This is a genomic window from Candidatus Arsenophonus lipoptenae (assembly GCF_001534665.1).
Taxonomy (GTDB): domain Bacteria; phylum Pseudomonadota; class Gammaproteobacteria; order Enterobacterales; family Enterobacteriaceae; genus Arsenophonus; species Arsenophonus lipoptenae.
Map to the genome: position 1 here is coordinate 742,088 of NZ_CP013920.1, position 22,765 is coordinate 764,852.

The following is a 22,765-nucleotide window of genomic DNA, read 5'->3' on the forward strand; positions in this document are numbered from 1 at the left end:
GATTGTTAGTATCATTTCATGATATAGCTTATTAAAAAGCTTTAAATTATACAAAAAATCTAATACTTCTTATGAAAGAACTTATATTATATCTTGATAATGAAAAAAAAACAGTTACTTTAGGATATCAATTAGCTAACATTTGTACACAAAATTTAATTCTTTATTTGTATGGTGATTTGGGATCAGGAAAAACTACTTTTAGTCGTGGTTTTATAAAAGGTAAAGGATACCAAGGTTACGTAAAAAGCCCAACTTACACGTTAATTGAAACTTATTTATTACCTTTTAGTACAATTTATCATTTTGATTTATATCGTTTAAATGATCCTGAAGAACTTGAATTTATAGGGATTCGTGATTATTTTAATTCTCATTCTATATGTTTAATTGAGTGGCCAAATAAAGGTAATGGTATGTTAGCATCTCCTGATCTTAATATATATTTATTGCATAATAATAATATGAGACAAGTAAGATTGATTTCCGTATCAACATATGGATACTCATTATTAAAAAAATTGTCGTTAGTTATTAATAATGATCATGATGACAATTTTTATAATTAATAAAATAAAACAATATCAATTTTATGTGTTTTATTTATTAAAAATAATAGTATTATTTAGTACATTGTTATTATTTAATTCACCATATGTACAAGCGATAATATTATCTAATATTAATATTCATAACAACATATTAAATGCACAGATAAGTTTTTATTTTTCTAAAGGTCATTTAAAGTATCGTTTTTTTATACTTCATAAACCTGAACGTTTGGTTATAGATTTTTATATATCAAATAACATTATTAGATTACCAATAAAATTTAAAAATAATAATTTAGTAAAATTAATTCGTACTAGTAAATCACCAAATAATAAATACCAACGTATTGTAATTGAATTATCACAATCTATAAGAACAAATATAGCAGTCAAAAAAATAAATAATTATAATAAAATTATTTTTAATTTAAAAAAAAATGTTAATAGTGAAATACAATTTCAGAAAAACAAATTAAAATTACTATCGATACATTCAAAATATAAACAATCACCTAAAAATACTAGAAAAATAATTGTAGCAATTGATGCTGGACATGGTGGTAAAGACCCAGGTGCAATTGGACAGAATGGTTATCTAGAAAAAAATATAACAATGGGTATAGCACGTAAATTACAAAACCTTTTAAAAAGAGATCCTATTTTTAAACCAGTAATGACTATCAATGGTGATTATTTTCTTTCTGTAGAAGATCGTTCAACAATAGCACGACAAAATAGAGCTGACATGCTCGTTTCAATTCATGCTGATGCAGCACCTAATAATCGTGCTAAAGGAGCTTCTGTATGGGTTCTTTCTAACCAAAGAGTTAATAGTGAATTAGTAAATTGGCTAGAACAGCATGAAAAACAATCTGAATTATTAGGTGGGGTGGCTAATGTATTAGCTGATAGAAGAAAGGATCCTTTTTTTAGTCAAGCAGTTTTAGATTTACAATTTTGTAATTCACAACGTGTAGGTTATGCTGTAGCCGTATTAGTATTAAAGGAATTAAGCAAAATTGGCAGTATTCATAAATATAATCCAGAACATGCTAGTTTTGGTGTACTTTGTTCACCTGATATTCCTTCTATTTTAGTAGAAACAGGTTTTATTAGTAATATTTTTGAAGAACGTCTTTTAGTTTCTGCTGATTATCAAGAAAATTTAGCAATAGCTATTCACCGTGGATTACATAAGTATTTTTCCAAAAATCCTTTGCAAGTTACGCTTAGATAATGGAATACATCAGAGGTTATTATGTCAGAGATAAGAATTCTTTCTCCTAAATTAGTTAGTCAAATTGCTGCTGGTGAAGTAGTAGAACGTCCATCATCAGTAGTGAAAGAATTAATTGAAAATAGTCTAGATGCTGGAGCTAATAGTATTGATATTGAAATTGATCATGGTGGTGTAACACGTATTCGTGTACATGATAATGGTATTGGTATTTCAAAAAAAGATTTATCATTAGCGTTAGAGAGGCATGCTACTAGTAAAATAAATACGTTAGAAGATCTTACTAAAATTAAGAGTCTTGGATTTAGGGGAGAAGCATTATCTAGTATCAGTTCCGTATCTCGTTTAATACTCACTTCACGTGTTGATGGACAAATAGAAGGATGGCAAGTTTACGCTGAAGGACATGAAATGTCTTTTACATTAAAACCTATTGCGCATCCAATAGGAACAACAGTTGAAGTTTTTGATTTATTTTATAATACACCTGTTCGGCGAAAATTTTTACGTACAGAAAAAACCGAATTTAATCATATTGATGAAATTATCCGTAGAATAGCTCTGTCACGTTTTGATGTTAAAATTAATTTATCTCATAATAGTAAATTAGTACGCCAATATCGCTCAATAAATACAAAAAATAATATAAAAAATGAAGAGCAATATAAACGACGTTTAGCGATTATTTGTGGTGATAATTTTACAAGAAATTCATTAACATTATATTGGGTAAAAGATGATTTAGAAATAAAAGGTTGGATCATTCGTCCTAATTTAGATAATAATTCTAAATTTCAATATTATTATGTTAATGGTAGAATAATACGTGATCGAATCATTAACCATGCAATTCGACAAGCATATGCTGATGTTCTTCAAGAAGAACAGAATTTGGCTTATGTACTATATTTAAATATAGATCCTAACAATATTGATGTTAATGTTCATCCAACTAAACTTGAAATTCGTTTTCATCAATCAAGATTAGTACATGATTTTATTTATCAAGGATTAATAAATACATTAAAAAAACAGAAAAATTTACAACAATGTTGTCAACAATATGATCAACTAATTATAAATAAAACACAAAAAATTAATTCTATTGTAGGATTACAACAGAATTCTGTTGTAAAGGAAAAACTTTTTAAATCATATAATGTAGACGATTGTTTATTTATTAAAAATAATACAATAGGAACAATGTCAAAATTTAATAAAAGTAATATAAATTCACTCTCTGAAACTGATTCACTTTATTATCCTAACAAAGTAGAAGTAGATAATGTAATTTTTAGTAGAGAACGTGTTGAATTTGATCAGAAATTGTTAAATAATATATCTGAAAGAGAAAATAAAAATATTGCGATATCATCTTTTTCTATAAAACAAAATTATACATTTAGTAAAATATTAACAATTTATTTGAAAAAATTTGCATTAATCGAATCATATTTTGGAATAGGTTTATTATCATTAATAGAGGCTAAAAAGTATTTAAAAATAAATCAATTAATACCTGCTGATATTAATAAAGGATTAAAAATCCAACCATTATTAATGCCAGTAAAATTAATATTAGAGGATTGGGAAATTGATACTTTTTATAGAGTAAAAATATTATTAAATAAATTAGGTTTTGATGTCAATATTTTTGACAGTGAAATAATAATTCATGGAGTATCTTGTCCATTAAGATCTCAAAATATGGTTATTTTTTTTCCAAAACTATTGAAATATCTTTCTCAGAATATTTTTTGTCAATTATATGATTTAATTATTTGGATAGCAGATCAAATAATAAATAAAGAGCAAGTGTGGACGATTACTAATGCCATGCATTTATTAATAGATTTTGAATTAATTTATCCTGAATTAATTAAAAAACCTCCAAAAAAATTAATACAAATAATTGATTTTCAATCAACAATAGCGGCATTAACTAATGAGTAAAAATCAATTTAAGCATCAGCCGGCAGCTATTTTTATAATGGGTCCAACAGCTTCTGGAAAGACAAGTTTAGCAATAGCATTATGTCAAAAATTACCTGTTGAAATAATTAGTGTGGATTCTATGTTAATTTATCGTGGTATGGATATAGGTACTAAAAAACCAACATTAAAAGAGCAAGAATTAGCTCCACATAGACTAATTAATATTTTGGATCCATCAGAGTCTTATTCTGTAGCAAATTTTCGTCATGATGCTCTATTGGAAATGGAAAATATTATCTTATCAGATCGTATCCCATTATTAGTTGGAGGGAGTATGTTATATTTTAAAGCATTATTATATGGTTTGTCATCATTACCCTCGTCTGATATTAAAATTCGCTTAAAAATTAAAATGCATGCTAAGAAATTTGGTTGGATGGCTATTTATGATTGGTTAAAACGTGTTGATCCTATATCTGCATATAGAATACATCCTAATGATCAACAGAGATTATCTCGTGCATTAGAGGTTTTTTTAATTTCTGGAAAAAGTTTAACTGAATTAACTAAAACTGTAGAATCAAAATTACCTTATAGTGTATTACAGTTTGCTCTTTTACCTAAAAATCGTAAAATGCTTTATGATCGTATCGAGATGCGGTTTCTAAAAATGTTAAATTTAGGTTTTGAGGATGAGGTCATTAATCTTTATGCTAGAAAAGATATACATGAGGATCTACCAGCTATTCGTTCTATTGGTTATCGACAAATATGGTCATATTTGTCAGGTAAAATAAGTTATGATGAAATGGTTCATAGCAGTATATGTGCAACACGTCAATTAGCTAAACGGCAAATTACATGGTTAAATAGATGGAAAAATCTACATAAACTAGATATTTCTGATATAGAAGAATCTATTAAATATATTAATAAAGTACTAAATATTAATAAATCAGTACAGAGGATACTAGCTAGATATTAATAATTCAGTTGATTTAGTAATTTAATTTAGTAATTTTACTATTTATGTATAAAAAGTGATAAAATTATAATTTTTATTGAATATTTATTTTTTCTATCTATCAAGGTTCTTAGTTAAAACAATAAAATAAGGAAAATAAAGAATGGCTAAAGGGAAATCTTTGCAAGATCCGTTCTTAAATGTGTTACGGCGTGAAAGGGTTCCAGTTTCCATTTATTTAGTTAATGGTATTAAATTACAAGGTCAAATAGAATCATTTGATCAATTTGTAATTTTATTAAAAAATACAGTAAGTCAAATGGTATATAAACATGCTATTTCTACTGTAGTTCCCTCTCGTCATGTATCTCATCATAGTAGTCAAGGTTGTAATACAAATTTAGGTAATTACAATACAGGCAATATTGTAGTGTCACAAAATAATGATACAACTAAATAATTGTGTTGATTATTTGAACAGGTAAAATTCATATATATGAAATTTTGATTATTAGTTTACCTGTTCAGATTTCTTAAATTTAAGTATTTTTTTACGAAAAAGAAATATTCTTTCATCTATTTTTTGAATAACCTAAAATTTATTTTTTATAATTGATAGTACATTTTCTCTATAACTTTATTAAAAATAAAAATTAATACTTAAATGATTAATATCTTTATAAAGAAAGACATTTTGTAAATTTATTTTGATATCTAATTAATCTATTTTAATTATGTGATATAATAAAAATATATTAAATATTATAAATTATTATAATATAAGTATAATATGTAATGATTTGGTTATTATAAAAAAATTATTGAGATATTTAGTATATAAGAGTTTAATGAAATTTGAGATATTTTTCAATATATTAAGTTTTGTATATAATTTAAAAAAAATTATTTTTTTATTTAAAAACTTTGATAAATAACTTATGCTATGTTTTAGTTAATTTTTAATCAATAAATGAAGTGTTCATAACATATTAAACAATATACATTTAGTTATAATATTAACACAATTTATAATTATTTTATAATAAAATTATTAAAAATCCTTAGTATAATATTCTAATATTACTATTAGAATTTTTAATTAAATTTTTACTTGTAATTATATCTTTAGTATTTTAGATTAAAATTATAAAAATAAGCATAATAATTTTAATTAATTTTAATTAAAATTAATTAAAATTAATTAAAATTCATAATCCATAAATTTCTAGAAATTTATAATAAATAAATTAATGAATAAATTTAGTTATATTGATTATTAGTATAAAACATTAAATAATCACATAATTATTTTTGTTTATATTTATTTGTAATATATCAATATATGAATAATTTTTATAATTATTATGAAAACTAACCTAATTTTTATTAAAAAGTTATTTATTCTTAGAATGAAAATATTTCGGTAACTAAAATATATGTTTATTTATTAAATTTTATAAATTAAAAATGATCTAAATATAAAAGAAAATTATGGTAAAATCATAATTTATTTAGTATGTTAGTTGTTAATTTAATAATCTATATTAACTAAAATTATTTATTGAAAATTTTTAATTACATGCATTTTAAACAATTAATTAAAATATAGTAAATTATAAATAAAATAAAAAAATTAAGAATAAAGATTATAATTTAAGCGTTTTAGAAATAATTATAACGAATGGGAGCTATAACATGGCGTGGAATCAGCCCGGTAACAACGGACAGAACCGCGATCCGTGGGGAAGCAACGATAGTGGCGACTCCAGTGGTAATAAAAGTAATCAAAAAAAGAAACCAAATAATCTTGATGATTTATTCATTAAGTTAAGTCGCAAAATTATAGATTTAGGTGGTAATTATAAGGGTAAAAATAGCTTTGGCTTTGGTAATCAAAATAATATTAATTTAAATATAAATAACCGTTTTATATCTTTTATTATTACTTTATTAATAATCGTTTGGTTTATTAGTGGTTTTTATACAATAAAAGAAAGTGATCGTGGTATTGTTTTTTTGTTTGGTAAATATAGCTATACAGTAGAACCAGGTTTAAATTGGAAACCTACTTTTATTGAAAAAGTAATTTCTGTTAATGTGGAAACTATACGTGAACAAGCTACTAGTGGCATGATGTTAACTTCTGATGAAAATGTTATTCAAGTGGAAATGAATGTACAGTATCGTGTAACAGATCCTACTTGTTATTTATTTAATGTGACTAATCCTAATAATAGTTTACGTCAAGCTATAGATAGTGCAGTGCGCGGAATTATAGGTCAATCAGATATGGAGCAGATATTGACAACAAAGCGTGCTTTTATTCGAGATGAAACACAAAAAGAACTAGAAAGTACAATAAAACCTTATAATATGGGTATAACAATATTAGATGTTAATTTTCAGGCAGCTCGCCCACCAGAAGCTGTTAAAGCAGCTTTTGATGATGTGATTGCTGCACGTGAAGAAGAACAAAAAACTATTCGTGAAGCACAAGCTTATCGTAATGAAGTATTGCCATTAGCAAAAGGTAATGCACAGAAATTAATTGAAGAAGCAATGGCTTATAAGGCAAGTGTAGTTTTTAAAGCAGAAGGTGAGGTCGCTAGTTTTTCTAAGATATTACCTGAATATCATGCAGCACCTCAAATTACTTGTGAACGTTTATATATTGAAACTATGGAGAAATTATTAGGTAATACTCGTAAAGTAATTGTGAATGATAAAAGTAATAGTGTTGTCATATTGCCATTAGAACAAATATTAGATATCAGCAAAAAAAATAAAATTTTAGATGCAAATAAAATAAAAACATCAAAAATTATAAAAAAATCAGATAAATCTAATGATGCACCTTATTCATATAGTTATGGTACTAGTGATAATGCTCGTAGTAATAGTTCAACTCGTATTGGGAGACAATAATTATGCGTAGTAAATCACTATTTAGTTTTATTATAGGTTTATTGTTGTTTTTATTATATATTTCAATTTTTACAGTTCAACAAACAGAAAGAGTTATTATTTTACGGTTTGGTAAGGTTGTGCGTGATAGTAATAATAAACCTATTATTTATGGTCCTGGATTACATATAAAAATACCATTGATTGAAAAAATAAAAATATTAGATGCACGTATACAGACACTAGATGTACAAGCAGATCGTTATCTAACTAGAGAAAATAAGGATTTAATGGTTGATTCTTATTTAAAATGGAAAATTATTGATTTTAATCGTTATTATGTTGCTACCGGTGGGGGTAATGCTTATCAAGCTGAGACTTTATTGAAACGTAAATTTAGTGATCGCCTACGTTCAGAATTTGGTTGTTTAAATGTAAAAGATATTATTACTGATTCTAGAGGAAGATTAACTGTTGATGTACGTGATGCACTTAATAAAGGTTCTAGTTCAGATATTGTTGTTATAAATAACATGAACAATAATATTGATTATCCTAATATCTATTCTAATAAAGATATTAGAAATAAAATAGATATTTTTAATTCAAATAGTATAGCTGCATTAGGAATTGAAGTTGTGGATGTTCGCATTAAACGTATTGAATTACCAAGTGAAGTTTCTGAAGCTATATATCAACGTATGCGTGCTGAACGTGAGGCTGTAGCAAGACAGCATCGTTCACAAGGTCAAGAAGAAGCAGTTAAGATACGGGCTGCAGCAGATAAAAATGTCACAGAAACATTGGCTAAAGCTAAACGTACTGCACTTAAATTACATGGTGAGGGAGATGCAATAGCATCTAAGTTATTTGCTGATGCTTTTAATCAAGATCCTGATTTTTATGCTTTTATTCGTAGTTTACGAGCGTATAAAAAAAGTTTTAATAAAAATGGTGAAGATGTAATGGTATTGAGTCAAGATACAGATTTTTTCCGATATATGAAAGCACCTACTAAATAATGATAATATTAAGCAACCAATTTTATGAAAATAGAAAGATTTATTATTACTGAATAACATAGATAAGCCCGCATAACGCGGGCTTATCTATGTTATTCAGTAATAATAACATATTTTTGATATTATAAATTATTTATAAATAATAATTCTTATACTTTGATTTTTAAGTAAATGAGTGAATTTTAAAATGAGCAAAAATGTTGTTGTATTAGGTACCCAATGGGGTGATGAAGGTAAAGGTAAAATAGTAGATTTATTAACTAAGTATGTAAAGTATGTTGTTCGTTATCAAGGTGGGCATAACGCTGGTCATACTATCGTAATAAATGGTGAGAAAACAGTACTTCATTTAATCCCATCAGGAATTTTGCATAAAAATGTTATTAGTGTCATTGGTAATGGTGTAGTATTAGCACTTGATGCTTTGATGGATGAAATAAAAAAATTAGAATTGCGTGGTGTTCCTGTGCGTAAACGTTTGAAAATTGCAGCATCTTGTTCATTAATTTTACCCCACCATGCTGCTTTAGATAAAGCACGTGAAAAAGAATTAGGTATCAAATTATTAGGTACTACAGGTAGGGGTATTGGTCCTGCTTATGAAGATAAAGTTTCTCGTTCTGGAATACGTATGTGTGATTTATTTAATAAGCATACTTTATCAGCTAAGTTAAAAGAAATTATTGATTATCGGAATTTTCAATTAGTTAATTATTATAAAGTTCCTGCAATTGATTATCAAAAAACGTTAGATGATATTATGTTTATGGCTGATATGTTTACTTCTATGATTGTTGATTCAGCTAATTTGTTATATCAAGCATATAAGAATGGTGAATCAGTTATGTATGAAGGTGCGCAAGGAACATTATTAGATATTGATCATGGTACATATCCATATGTAACCTCGTCAAATACAACTGCTGGTGGAGTTGCTACTGGTTCTGGATTAGGTCCTCTTTATATTGATTATGTTTTGGGAATTTTAAAGTCTTACTCAACTCGTGTTGGCAATGGACCTTTCCCAACTGAATTATCAGATGAAATTGGAAAATATTTACGTAAGAAAGGTAAAGAATTTGGTGCGACAACTGGTCGTTATCGCCGTACTGGATGGTTAGATATCGTTGCTATCAACAGAGCTATTCAAATTAATTCACTTTCTGGATTTTGTTTAACTAAGTTAGATGTATTAGATGGTTTAAAGGAAATAAAAATTTGTGTTTCTTATTGTAAACCAGATGGCACGAAATTAACAATAACACCATTAATGTCAGAAGAATGGTCAGTTTTAGAACCTATATATGAGATTTTACCAGGATGGAATAAGAATACTTTTGGAATGACTGAATATAAACAATTACCTAATGAAGCAATTAACTATATTAAACGAATTGAAGAATTAACTGGTATACCTGTAAATATTATTTCTACAGGTCCTGAACGTCATCAAATAATAATATTAAAAAATCCTTTTGATGCATAATTTTAAAAAATAAATGTAAATAAGTAATTTATTATATAATTAATACTTTTTTTTAAAAAAATTATTATTTTTATGATTATTGTATAGATTTTGGTTATAGAGAATTAATATAAATGATAAAAAAAATTTTATATAAGTACCTAGTAGATGAAAAATATTATTTACCAATTTGTGAATCCATTTTGAAATTATTAACAAAATTTACCATACCTATTAGCCAAAAAAAGATAGCTAAAATACTAAAATTAACTAAAGAAGAGGAATTAAAAACTTTGTATCATCTTTTACAAATGATGGAATATAATAAGCAATTGGTATCCACTTCCAGTAAATATTATGCGTTACCGGAGAATATTAATTTATTAAAAGGTGTTGTTATTGGTCATCATAATGGTTTTGGTTTTTTGCGAGTATATGGCAAGAAAAAGGATATGTATATCTCTTCAAAAGAAATGAAAAAAGTATTACATGGTGATTTTGTTCTTACACAACAATTATATAAAGATGGCCGAGAAAGTAAAGAAGAAGTACATATTATTCGAGTCCTTATCCCCAGAAATAATCATATTATTGGACGTTATTTAAATGAATCTGGAATTGGATATGTAATCCCTGAAGATCGTAGATTATCATTTAATATTTTTGTTTCTCCAGAGAACATTAATGGTGCTAATATAGGCAATATAGTTGTTGTAGAGATGACTACTAGGCCATTAAAAAATATCAAAGCATCAGGAAATATTATAGAAATATTAGATGAAAAAGTTAGTATTAATATGGCTATAGAGGTTGCATTAAGAACTCATGCAATTCCTTATATTTGGCCACAAGCAGTAAAAAAACAAGTTTCTAGACTTTCTAATAAAATTTCTATATCAGAAAAAAAAAATCGGGTTAATTTATGTCATCTACCTTTAGTCACTATTGATGATGACGATGCTAGTGATTTTGATGATGCAGTATATTGCAGTTTACAGGAAAATAGAAGTTGGTGTTTATGGGTTGCGATTGCTGATGTCAGTTATTATGTCCATCCACAAACTGCTTTAGATATTGAAGCTATCAAACGTGGAAATTCAGTGTATTTCCCGTCACGCGTAATACCAATGTTACCTGAAATTTTATCTAATGGATTGTGTTCATTAAAACCTTCAGTGGAAAAGCTTTGCTTGGTATGTGAAATGCAATTATCAGAACAAGGACAAATGATTTCATATAAATTTTATGAAGCAGTAATGTGTTCTCATGCTAGATTAACGTATAACAAAGTTTGGAGAATTTTACGGGGTGACAAAAAATTACGTCTGTATTATATTAATTTAATACCACATTTAGAACAGCTTTATCATTTATATAAAACAATATATAGTTCACGTTTGAAAAGAGGAGCTATTTCATTTAAAACCACAGAAGTTAAATTTATTTTTGATAAAAAAAAACAAATTAAGCGGATAGAAAAAATTAAACGTAATGATATACATAAATTAATAGAAGAATGTATGATTTTAGCAAATATGGCGGCTGCTAATTTTGTTGAGAAAAATAAAGAACCTAGTTTATATCGTATCCATGAGAGTCCTTCAAAAGATAGTATTATAAATTTACGTACAATATTAAGTGAATTTGGTTTACAATTATCAGGAGGTATGAATCCTAGGACTGCTGATTATGCTAATATTATGGATAAAGTTAATAAGCATTTAGATTATGAATTATTACAAATGATAATTTTGCGCTCAATGAAACCGGCTTTTTATTATCCGAAAAATATTGGACACTTTGGATTAGCATTGAAATCTTATGCTCATTTTACTTCACCTATTCGTCGTTATTCAGATTTATTATTACATCGTTCTATTAAATATATTTTATCTACTGATCAGAAAAACAGCGATAATATATTAACACCAACTGGTGGTTATCATTCATATGCTAATAATTTATTCTCATTAGGTGAGATTTGTTCAATGGCAGAACGGCGAGCTGATGAAGCGATTAGAGATGTTTATGATTGGTTAAAATGTGATTTTATGAAAAATCAAGTTGGTAATGTATTTAATGGTATTATTACTAGAATAACAGATTTTGGTTTTTTTGTACGCTTAAAAAATATTTTAATTGATGGTTTAGTACATATTTCTTCACTTAATAATGAATATTACTTTTATGATAATATTAGAAATCGACTTATTGGTGAATTATCAGGAATAGAATATCATCTTGGTGATAAAGTGAAAATTAGAGTTGAAGCTATACATATGAATATTCGAAAGATTGATTTTAAGCTTTTATCGATTTTGCGTAAAGTAAAAAAATAAAATAGTTTTTAAAAAAATTATTTAAAATTATGAAAAATTTTAGTAATTTAAATTTAAAAATTATTTATCATTTTAAATTATATTTATTAATTAATAAATTTATGAGCGAAATTATTTATGGTATTTATGCAGTAAAAACTTTATTAGAACAAAACCCTATGCGGTTAAAAAAAATTTATGTTATTAAGGATTCAAAATATAACCGTTTATTATCAATAATTAATCAAATTAAAAAATTAAATATCATGATTACGATTACCAATCGTCAATGGATGGATAAGTATACAAGATATGCTGTTCATCAAGGTGTTATCGCTCTTATAAAACCTGAAAGGCAATATCAAGAAAGTGATTTAAATATTATTATTTCTCAAGTAAAATCGCCTTTTTTGCTTATTTTGGATTGTATTAATGACCCTCATAATTTAGGAGCTTGTTTACGTAGTGCAGAAGCTGCTGGTATTGATGCTGTTATTTTACCAAAAGATAAATCAGCTCAGTTGAATAGTACTGTTAAAAAAGTTGCTTGTGGTGCAGCTGATAATATTCCATTAATTAGAGTTACTAATCTTGCACGTACTTTATATAAATTAAAGGAATATCATCATATTTGGATAGTTGGCACTTCAGATAAAGCTAGTAAAACACTATATGATAGTAAATTAATTGGTTCTATAGCATTAGTTATGGGTTCAGAAGGTTATGGAATGCGTCGATTAACAAGTAAATATTGTGATGAGTTAATTAGTATTCCTATGAAAGGAATAGTTTCATCTTTAAATGTTTCTGTAGCAGCTGGAGTGTGTTTATTTGAAGCAGTACGTCAACGTAGAAATTATTTAGAATGATAAAACTAAAATAATATTATAGCTATATTTATAATATAGCTTAGTACTAGATTAATAACCATTTATTTAATAATTGTAATGTAATTAAAAATTACATATAATATCATATATAAAAAATATTATGTTTTAACTGAATTCTATCAGTTCCTTCTTCTAAATAAATTTATTGATTTTTAATACTAGGTATAATTAATCTATAAGGAGCAAATTCATGCGTCATTATGAAATCATATTTATGATTCATCCAGATCATAGTGATCAGATTACAGATATGATTGAACGTTATAATAAATCAATTAGTGAATATAAAGGTAAAGTTCATCGTTTTGAAGATTGGGGTCGACGTCAATTGGCTTATCCAATCAATAAATTACACAAGGCACATTATATTTTAATGAATATTGAAGTACCACAAAATTATATTTTTAATTTAGAAACAAATTTTCATTTTAATGAAATTATCATACGTTATATAATTATTCGTGTTAAGTCTGCTATTACAGAGTCTTCACCTATGATGACCTCTAAAGATAATCGATGTCTGTCTAATTTAACTGATGAAAATCTAAAAGAGAGTCATGTAAATTATAATAAATAATCTTATTTTTTAATAGTAAAATATTACTATTAGGTCAATGTTATATAAAAAATAAAAAACATAATCTTTTTTACTAAGAAAGATTTTATTAAATATAGTTTGCAAATGTTTTTTATCATATCTTGCTGTTAAGCAAGATTATATTTACTATTATAGGTGTTATTATAGTTATTTAACTAAAATTGTAAAGATTTGATCTTCTAATTATTTAAAATTAAATCAAATATTGATTTATTAATATTATAATTTTATTAAACTAATTTGGTATTTTATATATGATATATCATGAAATTGATAAATTTTGGAGAATATTAAAATGACACGTTATTTTCGTCGTCGAAAGTTATGTAGGTTTACAGCAGAAGGAATTAAAGAGATTGATTATAAAGATATATTAATGTTAAAAAATTATATTGCTGAAAGTGGTAAAATTGTACCTAGTCGTATAACTGGTACTCGTGCAAAATACCAACGTCAACTAACTCGTGCTATTAAGAGAGCACGTTATTTATCTTTATTACCATATACAGATAATCATCAATAATTATTATATTTTACTATATTAATTAAAGGAAAATGAAATATGCAAATTATTCTATTAGACAAGGTAGAAAATTTAGGTGATTTAGGTGATTATGTTAATGCTAATGCTGGTTATGTCAGGAATTATTTAATTCCACGTGGAAAAGCTATGCTTGCAACTAAAAAAAATATTGATTTTTTTGAAGCACGTCGTGTTGAATTAGAAAATAAATTAGCAAATATTTTAGATATTGCAAAAGACAAAGCTAATAAAATTAATTTATTAACAGTGTTAACAATTTCTTCTAAAGCTGGTGAGGGTGGTAAATTATTTGGTTCTATAGGTGCTCGTGATATAGTACAGAGCCTTGTTAAGCATGGTATTAATATAAATAAAAATGAAGTTCGGTTACCTAATGGTTTATTACGTAATACTGGTGAATATGAAATACATTTTCAATTGCATAGAGAGGTTTTTGTAAAACTACAAGTTAATATTATTGCTGAATAACTATCTTTTTCTTTTTGTTTAGAATTATATAAAGTAAAATATCATAAAATATTGTGTAAAGATAATTACATTTATATATTTTATAATTCTAATAATTAATATAAATATAAATAAATTTTATTTATTATTGTATAATAAGTGATTAAAAATAATTAAAATAATTATAAGATATAAATTAAATCTTAGATATATAATAATGATAATTATAGATAATTAATTAAAGAAATTTTAATTAATTAAGTTCTCTATAGTTTATTTAATATTTGGTAATTGTTTCATTAAAAAAATAATTTATTTTAAATAATTTTATAATTCGTAATTCAGATTATTATTAATAATATAGTTGTCTATATAAAATAATTAAATGCTGATAAGTTCAAAACTATGATGCTTTATGAGTTAAAAATAATAAGATATATTATCTTATTATTAATAGATAATAAAGGTAATAAGATGAGAAATTATAAACTGTTAGTGTGATGATAATAATCATTTATTTTTTGATTAATGTTTTATTATCATAAACTAAAAAGTTATTAAAAATCATGGGTAAATTTTTTGAGTTATTATTAATATTAGATAATAATTAGTTAAATAGTAAATATTAAGTGAATAAAGATAAAGATCTTTTGTAAATAAGAGTGTGATATGTAGCATTAATTCATTGCTGTAGTAACTGCTATAAGATGTTACTCTATTAATTAATATCGCAAATATATTTGATAATATATATCTATAATTTAAAGATTATTGGATCTACTTAATTAGTTATTATAATAATATATATAAATTAAAATAAATATTAATATCATTATAAGTTGTTTTTTGCTTGTTAAAAATAAATAAATAATTTAATTATATATTTTATTTCTTAAAGTGCTTTATCATATCATATTAAGCATATTATTGTTAAATTTAGTTCATTTAAACGATATGTATTATGAAAAGTAAAAAAATATTTTTTTACACTAATAACTTTTTATTGAATTTGCATAAGCCAAAAATATTTTTTATTTAGATGCACGTTCAAAAGCAGAAATAATTTCTGATTTTGCTACATTAATATCCCCCCAATTTTCAATTTTTACCCATTTTTTTTGTTCTAAATTCTTATAGTGTTCAAAAAAATGTTGAATTTGAGATTTTAATAATTTAGGCAAATCTTGAATATCTTTAATGTCATTATATTCTTTAGTCAATTTAAAATGGGGTACAGCGATTAATTTTACATCTTCACCTGATTCATCTTTCATTTTTAATACACCTATTGGACGACAACGAATTACTATTCCTGTTTGTAGAGGATAAGGTGTTGGCACTAATACATCAACTGGATCTCCATCAAGCGAAAGTGTATGATTTATATATCCATAATTACATGGATAGAACATAGTGGTAGATATAAATCGATCTACAAATATATTGCCAGTATTTTTGTCTACTTCATATTTTATTGGATTAGTATTTGCTGGAATTTCTATAATGACATATATATCTTCAGGTAAATTTTTTCCAGCTGGAACATTATTTAAGCTCATAAAATATCCTTTTAAAAATTAAATATTTATTATATATATGTACATTATAGATATTTGTAAATCAAAGAAGTAATTATTAATTATAATTTATTTTATAATAAAAATGTTTTTCTGAAAAGGAAAATAAAATAATAATTTATAAAAGTATATTTCATATATTTTAGTATATTGTTAACATTAAATATATTTTAACAATATTTTTAAAATTATTAAAGTTTAATATATTTTAAATAATATATATTTTTACTGTAAAATTACATTATTAATCTTTATAATACATTATAAAGATAAAATTTATTTTTATAAAAATTAAGTTTTTTAAAATATAAAAAAATAATTTCAGTAATTTTGTTTATAATAATAATTAATAGTAAATTAATAATTAGCAGTAAAATACTAATATATATTCAGAATTATTAATTATTAATCTATTTGTAATTTTTAATTATAATTAATTAATATTTTATGTAAGTATTATAATACTTTGCTTTTATGATTATTTTTGAATAAATAAAATTTAATTTATTATATGGAATTGTTTTTAATTTTAGTTGTTTTCAAAAAAAATTAGCATAAAGTATATAAAGGAGTATTAAGTATGAAAGTTGTTATTCTTGGAGCAGCTGGTGGCGTGGGGCAAGTGCTTGCATTACTTCTTAAAAATCAGCTACCAGCAGGAACAGATCTTTCTCTTTATGATATTTCTTCTGTAATTATTGGTATCGCTAAAGATTTAGATCATATTCCAACTGATGTAAATGTGATTGGCTATACTAGTATAAATTATGTATCTGCACTTCAAAATGCTAATATAGTATTAATTGCAGCTGGTATTACAAGACAACCTAATATGAATCGTTCAGATTTATTTAATACTAATGCTATTATTATTTTTAATTTGATCAAAAAAATTGCTTATAACTGTCCTAAGGCATTAATTGGAATTATTACTAACCCCATTAATGCAATGGTCCCTTTGGCAGCTAAAGTATTAAAAAAAAATGGGGTTTACAATAGAGATAGATTATTCGGTATAACAACATTAGATGTTATCCGTTCTAATATTTTTGTTGCTAAATTAAAAGGCAAAAAAGCTCAAGATATTGAAGTAGTAGTTATTGGTGGTCATTCTAAAATGACTATTTTACCATTACTATCTCATATTCCAGATATTAGTTTTAATCTTAAAGAAATAGAATACTTAACTAGTTGTATACAGAATGCTGGTACTACAATTGTTGAAGCAAAATTAGGTTGTGGATCAGCTACATTATCTATGGGTTATGCTGCTACTCGTTTTTGTTTATCTTTAATCCAAGGTTTATATGGTAAAGAAAATGTAATCGAGTGTGCTTATATAGAAAGTGATATTGGATACACTAGTTTTTTTGCTCATCAAATCAGTTTAGGTATAAATGGTATAAAGGATAGATTCCCTATTGGTATTATTAGCAAATTTGAAAAAAAATTGCTAGAAAATATGTTAGATGAACTTAATAAAGATATTAAGTTAGGTGAATATTTTGTTGAAAACATGATATAAAATAAATATTAATAATAGTTATTAAAATTTTAAAATTTTTTATATTTTATAATCTAATAATATTATAATACATAAATATTTTATATTGTATTGATTAGTACTTTAAAAGTAGAATAATCTTAAAGTGATAAATTCTAAAAAATAATATATTATGATGTATGTTGAATTGAAATATATACTAAACTAATCAAAGCATCTTTATATGAGGTGTCAGATAAAATATCAAGAGCTTTAATTGCCTTATCTGCCTCTTCTTTAGCTCTTTTTTTAGTATATTCTAGGGAACCACAACGTTTCATAGTAATCAGTATGATATCCAGTAAATTTCGGCCATTACCTTTTTTTATTAAATTACGAATAAGTTTTGATTCTTCTTTAGTACCATTTTCCATTGCGTGAAGTAAAGGTAATGTTAGTTTACCTTCATTTAAATCATCACCAATATTTTTCCCAAAAGTACTACTATTTGAATCATAATCCATAAGATCGTCAATCAATTGAAATGCAGTTCCAAGATAACGACCATAATTTCGTAGAGCTTGCTGTTGTGTATCATTAGCACCTGATACAATTGCTGATGCATGTGTTGTTGCTTCAAATAATCGTGCAGTTTTGCTATATATTATCTGCATATAAGTATTTTCAGTGATATTTGGATTATTACAATTTATTAATTGTAAAATTTCACCTTCAGCAATAATATTTGTTGCATCAGACATTAATTTTAGAATTGGTAGAGAATTGAGTTCTGTCATCATTTGAAAAGATTTAGTATAGATGAAATCTCCTACTAATACACTAGCTGCGTTGCCAAAAATAGCATTTGCAGTTCTTTTACCACGTCGCAAAAGTGATTTATCAATTACATCATCATGTAGTAAAGTAGCTGTATGAATAAATTCAACTAATGCAGCTATATTAATATGGTTTTCCCCTTTATATCTAAGCGCTTTTCCGATTAAAATAGCAATCATTGGTCTAATTTTTTTACCTCCAGAACTAATAATATAGTTGCCTAATTGATTAATTAAGTGTATATCTGAATTTAATTGATTTAAAATTATTTTATTAACTGCTTCCATATCTTTTGCAGTTAATTTTATAATTGATTTTAGATTCATTTTATAAAATTTCTATTTAAATAACATTATTGAGTAATATTGTTTTATTTTGTTTATTTTGATATTAATTGTACTGTAAAATTAATTACAAATGAATGTTTAGATATATTTTATAAGGCTGATTTTTATTATTAATTTTGTATTGTTTTAATTGGAGTTCGTATGTATGCAATTTTCAAAAATGGGGGCAAGCAATATAAAATTAGAGAAGGTGAAATAATTCGTCTAGAGAAATTAAATGCTAAAACAGGTGTCATTGTTGAGTTTGATCAAATATTAATGATAGTGGATGGTAATAATATTAAAATTGGTACTCCTACTATTAAGGACGCTAAAATAACTGCTGAAGTCGTTGCTCATGGACGTGAGAAAAAAATTAAAATTATCAAGTTTAAGCGCCGTAAACATAGCCGTAAACAAAAAGGTCATCGACAATGGTTTAGTGATGTTAAAATTATTAATATTTTTTAATTATTACTTAGGAAATCAAGTTATGGCTCATAAAAAAGCTGGAGGCTCGACGCGTAATGGTCGTGATTCTAAATCAAAGAGATTAGGTGTGAAACGTTTTGGTGGTGAATTTGTCGTTCCTGGTAGTATCATCGTTCGTCAAAGGGGCACTAAATTTCACGCTGGAAACAATGTTGGATGCGGTCGAGATTATACTTTATTCGCATTAATAGGAGGGAAAATTGAATTTGAAATTAAAGGAATTAAAAATCGTAAATATGTAAGTATTAATCCTAGCTAATTATTTCTTTATAAATAGCATAAAAATCATAGCAAAATTTTGCTGTGCCTTTTATGCTATTTTCATAAAATGAAAATATAGTTTTTAATATATAGAGAAAATGATGAAATTCATTGATAAAGCTAGAATCTTAGTTATAGCTGGTGATGGTGGAAATGGTTGTATTAGTTTCCGTCGTGAGAAATATATTCCTAAAGGTGGTCCTAATGGTGGTGATGGTGGTGATGGTGGTGATGTTTACCTATTAGCTGATGAAAATTTTAATACATTAATCAGCTATAAATTTAAGAAAATCTTTAGAGCAGAACGAGGTCAAGATGGTAAAAGTCGTAATTGTACAGGCAGGAGAGGTAAAGACATTATAATTAAAGTGCCAGTAGGTACACGAGTAAGTAATTTTTTAAATAATAAAGAAGTTATTTGTGACATGGTGTTTCATAATCAGAGTTTTATGATAGCAAAAGGTGGATTTCATGGTTTAGGAAATGCTAGATTTAAATCATCAATAAATAGAAGTCCACGTCAAAAAACTATGGGGACAAAAGGAGAAACAAAAGAATTATTACTGGAATTGATATTATTAGCTGATGTAGGTCTTTTAGGTATGCCAAACTCAGGAAAATCTACTTTTATTCGCTCAGTTTCATCTGCAACACCCAAAATATCAACTTATCCATTTACTACTTTATCGCCAAGTTTAGGTGTAGTAATTATAAATATTTGTTCTAGATTTATTATTGCTGATATCCCTGGATTAATTCAGGGAGCTGCAGATGGTGCAGGATTAGGCATTCATTTTTTGCAACATTTAGAACGTTGTAAGATGCTTTTGCATATTATTGATATTTGTCCAATAGATGGTTCTGATCCAATCGAACACATTAAAATAATTGATGCAGAGTTGAAAAAATACAGTGTAAAACTAACACAAAAACCTAGGTGGTTAGTATTCAATAAAATTGATCTTTCAGTTTCTGAAAATATTAATAATCGTATTAAAACTATTATCCAAGCATTAAAATGGAAAGATAGATATTATCAGATTTCTGCTGTTAATTTTATAGGAACTAAATTACTTTGTTTGGATATTATGAGATTTATAGAATCTTATTCTAAAAATATATCTATACATGAAACTAAACTAAAATAACGCTATATTTATATAAGACTAATTTTTATATATAATTATATCTATTAATGTAATTTATTTAATAATAAATAAAATTTATTAAAAGTTTAAATTAAGATAATATTTTAGAAAAATTAATTAATATTATTTTTATTTTAAAGATGCTAGAAAATAATTTATAATATGTAATATATTCTATAGTTTTATGATTATATGATAATTTTATTACTATGATAGTATATACCTATATAGATAGATAATAGTATATTATTAGTTGATTAATACTTTACATTTAATAATGTATTGTGAAATTATAGTATTATTAGTTAGTACTAAATTTTACTGTAATTATAATACATATTATTTTTCTTACTATAAAAATACCTGAAATGTGATCATATTATTAGTTTATTTAGTCAGTAATCTATTGTTAATATTTTGATTTTTAAAATATAATAAGTTAAAATGCAATATTTTAAATATAAATTTAAATGACTTAGTATTAAGTATATATGATATTTTAATTCAAATAACTAATTTAAACTGTGAAATATTTGTTATAATAATGAATTAAAATCATATTTTTAGTTTTAAATTTTATTTTTTAAAAAGTAGTAATTTATTTAAATTAATAAAAATTTAATATTTCTTTAAGTTAGAAGAATCAGAGGAATTTATGAATGAAACGGATTCCAATGACTATACGTGGTGTAGAAAAATTACGTAAAAAATTAGAGTTTTTAAAAAACATTCGTCGTCCTGAAATAATTTCTGCCATTGCAGAAGCTCGTAAACATGGTGATTTGAAAGAAAATATAGAATATCATTCAGCTCGTGAGCAACAAGGATTCTGTGAAGGCAGTATTCAAGAAATTGAAGCAAAATTATCTAATGCACAAATTATTGACGTAACAAAAATTAAAAATGAAGGCCGAGTAATATTTGGCGCAACAATAATTTTATTTAATATCATAATAAATGAAAATGAAACTTATCGTATTGTTGGTGATGATGAATCTGATATAAAGGAGAATTTGATTTCTATTAACTCTCCTATAGCAAGAGGTTTAATTGGAAAAACTACTGGCGATGAAGTAATAATCAATACTCCTGGTGGTAATGTTAAATATAAAATTTTAAGAGTACAGTATATTTGAAAATTATTTTTTTGTTTTTGCAGAAAAATTAGATAATGTTTTTGAAATGGTATAGTATTTTTTTATAGTTATAAAAGTTATCTATTTTAGATAAAGCAATATTAATATAAATACAGCAAATACAAATTTAAATTTAATTTCATGATTTTTTCATTACTTTTATTTTAAAATTTATTATTATATGTATTATAAAAATTATTTTTTGAATAATTATATTGACTGTGTTGGTTACATGTAGTTTTTTAAAAAAAATTTAAGTATTTATTTTAAATTATTTTTTATTAAGTGTTAATATAGTATAGTTTATACAACTTTTAAACAAATTTTAGTATTTTTATTTATTTTATAAAATAAAAGTTATCATATATTATATAGCAGAGTCTTACTCTGGTTTATTATTAATACTTAAGATTAAAAATAAAAATATTGTAGAGTTATAGTTAATGTATTTAAGCTAATAAATATTTGATTAGTTAAAGTTAATTAACATTTATTATTAGTTAATTATGTATAATTTAATGATGATTTTAATATAGATTTAGTTATTTATTTAGTTATTTACTTAATTATATAAGGCAAATTATTTATATAAGTGGATATTACAATAAATGTAATTCAAGCAAGTTGTTT

19 protein-coding genes and 1 pseudogene are annotated in these 22,765 nt (G+C 24.8%); 18 read left to right on the forward strand and 2 right to left on the reverse strand.

What is annotated here, in order from left to right; all coding sequences use genetic code 11:
- The first annotated feature begins 71 nt into the window (after positions 1–71).
- The 13 genes from tsaE to rplI all read left to right on the forward strand — a co-directional run bounded on the left by tsaE (position 72) and on the right by rplI (position 14,896).
- Complete coding sequence (tsaE, locus tag AUT07_RS02995) at positions 72–569, forward strand: tRNA (adenosine(37)-N6)-threonylcarbamoyltransferase complex ATPase subunit type 1 TsaE (RefSeq protein ID WP_066283957.1); 498 nt, start codon at positions 72–74, stop codon at positions 567–569.
- Positions 547–1,788: an N-acetylmuramoyl-L-alanine amidase gene (locus tag AUT07_RS03000; RefSeq protein ID WP_236860970.1), complete on the forward strand. Its 1,242-nt coding sequence runs from the start codon at positions 547–549 to the stop codon at positions 1,786–1,788. The genes tsaE and AUT07_RS03000 overlap by 23 nt, the downstream gene beginning before the upstream one ends.
- A 21-nt stretch (positions 1,789–1,809) precedes the next feature.
- The gene (mutL, locus tag AUT07_RS03005) at positions 1,810–3,741 is read left to right on the forward strand and encodes a DNA mismatch repair endonuclease MutL (RefSeq protein WP_066283963.1); all 1,932 of its coding nucleotides are present in this window, start codon (positions 1,810–1,812) and stop codon (positions 3,739–3,741) included.
- The gene (gene miaA, locus AUT07_RS03010) at positions 3,734–4,708 is read left to right on the forward strand and encodes a tRNA (adenosine(37)-N6)-dimethylallyltransferase MiaA (RefSeq protein ID WP_066283964.1); all 975 of its coding nucleotides are present in this window, start codon (positions 3,734–3,736) and stop codon (positions 4,706–4,708) included. Before mutL ends, miaA begins: the two co-directional genes overlap by 8 nt.
- Before the next feature lie 142 nt (positions 4,709–4,850).
- Positions 4,851–5,147, forward strand: coding sequence for an RNA chaperone Hfq (hfq, locus tag AUT07_RS03015; protein WP_066283966.1), 297 nt, complete (start codon positions 4,851–4,853; stop codon positions 5,145–5,147).
- A 1,235-nt stretch (positions 5,148–6,382) separates the two neighbouring features.
- Positions 6,383–7,612, forward strand: coding sequence for an FtsH protease activity modulator HflK (hflK, locus tag AUT07_RS03020; RefSeq protein WP_066283968.1), 1,230 nt, complete (start codon positions 6,383–6,385; stop codon positions 7,610–7,612).
- A 2-nt stretch (positions 7,613–7,614) separates the two neighbouring features.
- Positions 7,615–8,613 carry a protease modulator HflC gene (gene hflC, locus AUT07_RS03025; protein ID WP_066283969.1) on the forward strand — a complete coding sequence of 333 codons (999 nt, stop codon included), beginning with the start codon at positions 7,615–7,617 and terminating at the stop codon, positions 8,611–8,613.
- Between the two features lie 187 nt (positions 8,614–8,800).
- Positions 8,801–10,099 (forward strand): adenylosuccinate synthase, encoded by a 1,299-nt coding sequence (locus AUT07_RS03030; RefSeq protein WP_066283974.1) that lies wholly within the window; start codon positions 8,801–8,803, stop codon positions 10,097–10,099.
- 113 nt (positions 10,100–10,212) lie between these two features.
- On the forward strand, positions 10,213–12,417 hold the full coding sequence (rnr, locus tag AUT07_RS03035) for a ribonuclease R (protein ID WP_066283976.1): 2,205 nt from the start codon (positions 10,213–10,215) through the stop codon (positions 12,415–12,417).
- Positions 12,418–12,518: 101 nt separating this feature from the next.
- Entirely contained in the window at positions 12,519–13,265 is a 747-nt protein-coding gene (gene rlmB, locus AUT07_RS03040; protein ID WP_066284202.1) for a 23S rRNA (guanosine(2251)-2'-O)-methyltransferase RlmB, read from the forward strand.
- A 211-nt stretch (positions 13,266–13,476) separates the two neighbouring features.
- Positions 13,477–13,863, forward strand: a complete 387-nt coding sequence (gene rpsF / locus AUT07_RS03045; RefSeq protein WP_066283979.1) for a 30S ribosomal protein S6 — start codon at positions 13,477–13,479, stop codon at positions 13,861–13,863.
- A gap of 316 nt (positions 13,864–14,179) precedes the next feature.
- Positions 14,180–14,407, forward strand: a complete 228-nt coding sequence (rpsR, locus tag AUT07_RS03050; protein WP_066283981.1) for a 30S ribosomal protein S18 — start codon at positions 14,180–14,182, stop codon at positions 14,405–14,407.
- A gap of 39 nt (positions 14,408–14,446) precedes the next feature.
- The gene (gene rplI, locus AUT07_RS03055) at positions 14,447–14,896 is read left to right on the forward strand and encodes a 50S ribosomal protein L9 (protein WP_066283983.1); all 450 of its coding nucleotides are present in this window, start codon (positions 14,447–14,449) and stop codon (positions 14,894–14,896) included.
- Between the two features lie 1,010 nt (positions 14,897–15,906).
- On the opposite strand, the gene ppa is transcribed toward rplI, so the two are convergent.
- Positions 15,907–16,434 (reverse strand): inorganic diphosphatase, encoded by a 528-nt coding sequence (gene ppa, locus AUT07_RS03060; protein ID WP_066283986.1) that lies wholly within the window; start codon positions 16,432–16,434, stop codon positions 15,907–15,909.
- A gap of 598 nt (positions 16,435–17,032) precedes the next feature.
- Between ppa and mdh the strand changes: the two genes are divergently transcribed.
- Positions 17,033–17,977: a malate dehydrogenase gene (mdh, locus tag AUT07_RS03065; protein WP_066283988.1), complete on the forward strand. Its 945-nt coding sequence runs from the start codon at positions 17,033–17,035 to the stop codon at positions 17,975–17,977.
- 149 nt (positions 17,978–18,126) lie between these two features.
- Here mdh and ispB read toward each other — a convergent pair whose 3' ends face one another.
- Entirely contained in the window at positions 18,127–19,098 is a 972-nt protein-coding gene (gene ispB / locus AUT07_RS03070) for an octaprenyl diphosphate synthase (RefSeq protein WP_066283989.1), read from the reverse strand.
- Between the two features lie 162 nt (positions 19,099–19,260).
- Here ispB and rplU point away from each other — a divergent pair, with 162 nt between their 5' ends.
- The 4 genes and pseudogenes from rplU to greA all read left to right on the forward strand — a co-directional run bounded on the left by rplU (position 19,261) and on the right by greA (position 22,135).
- Positions 19,261–19,569, forward strand: coding sequence for a 50S ribosomal protein L21 (gene rplU / locus AUT07_RS03075; protein ID WP_066283990.1), 309 nt, complete (start codon positions 19,261–19,263; stop codon positions 19,567–19,569).
- 22 nt (positions 19,570–19,591) lie between these two features.
- The gene (gene rpmA, locus AUT07_RS03080) at positions 19,592–19,849 is read left to right on the forward strand and encodes a 50S ribosomal protein L27 (protein WP_066284204.1); all 258 of its coding nucleotides are present in this window, start codon (positions 19,592–19,594) and stop codon (positions 19,847–19,849) included.
- Between the two features lie 103 nt (positions 19,850–19,952).
- A pseudogene (cgtA, locus tag AUT07_RS03085) lies at positions 19,953–20,987 on the forward strand (Obg family GTPase CgtA); the annotation flags it as partial.
- Between the two features lie 671 nt (positions 20,988–21,658).
- Entirely contained in the window at positions 21,659–22,135 is a 477-nt protein-coding gene (gene greA / locus AUT07_RS03090) for a transcription elongation factor GreA (protein WP_066283997.1), read from the forward strand.
- Positions 22,136–22,765 lie beyond the last annotated feature (630 nt).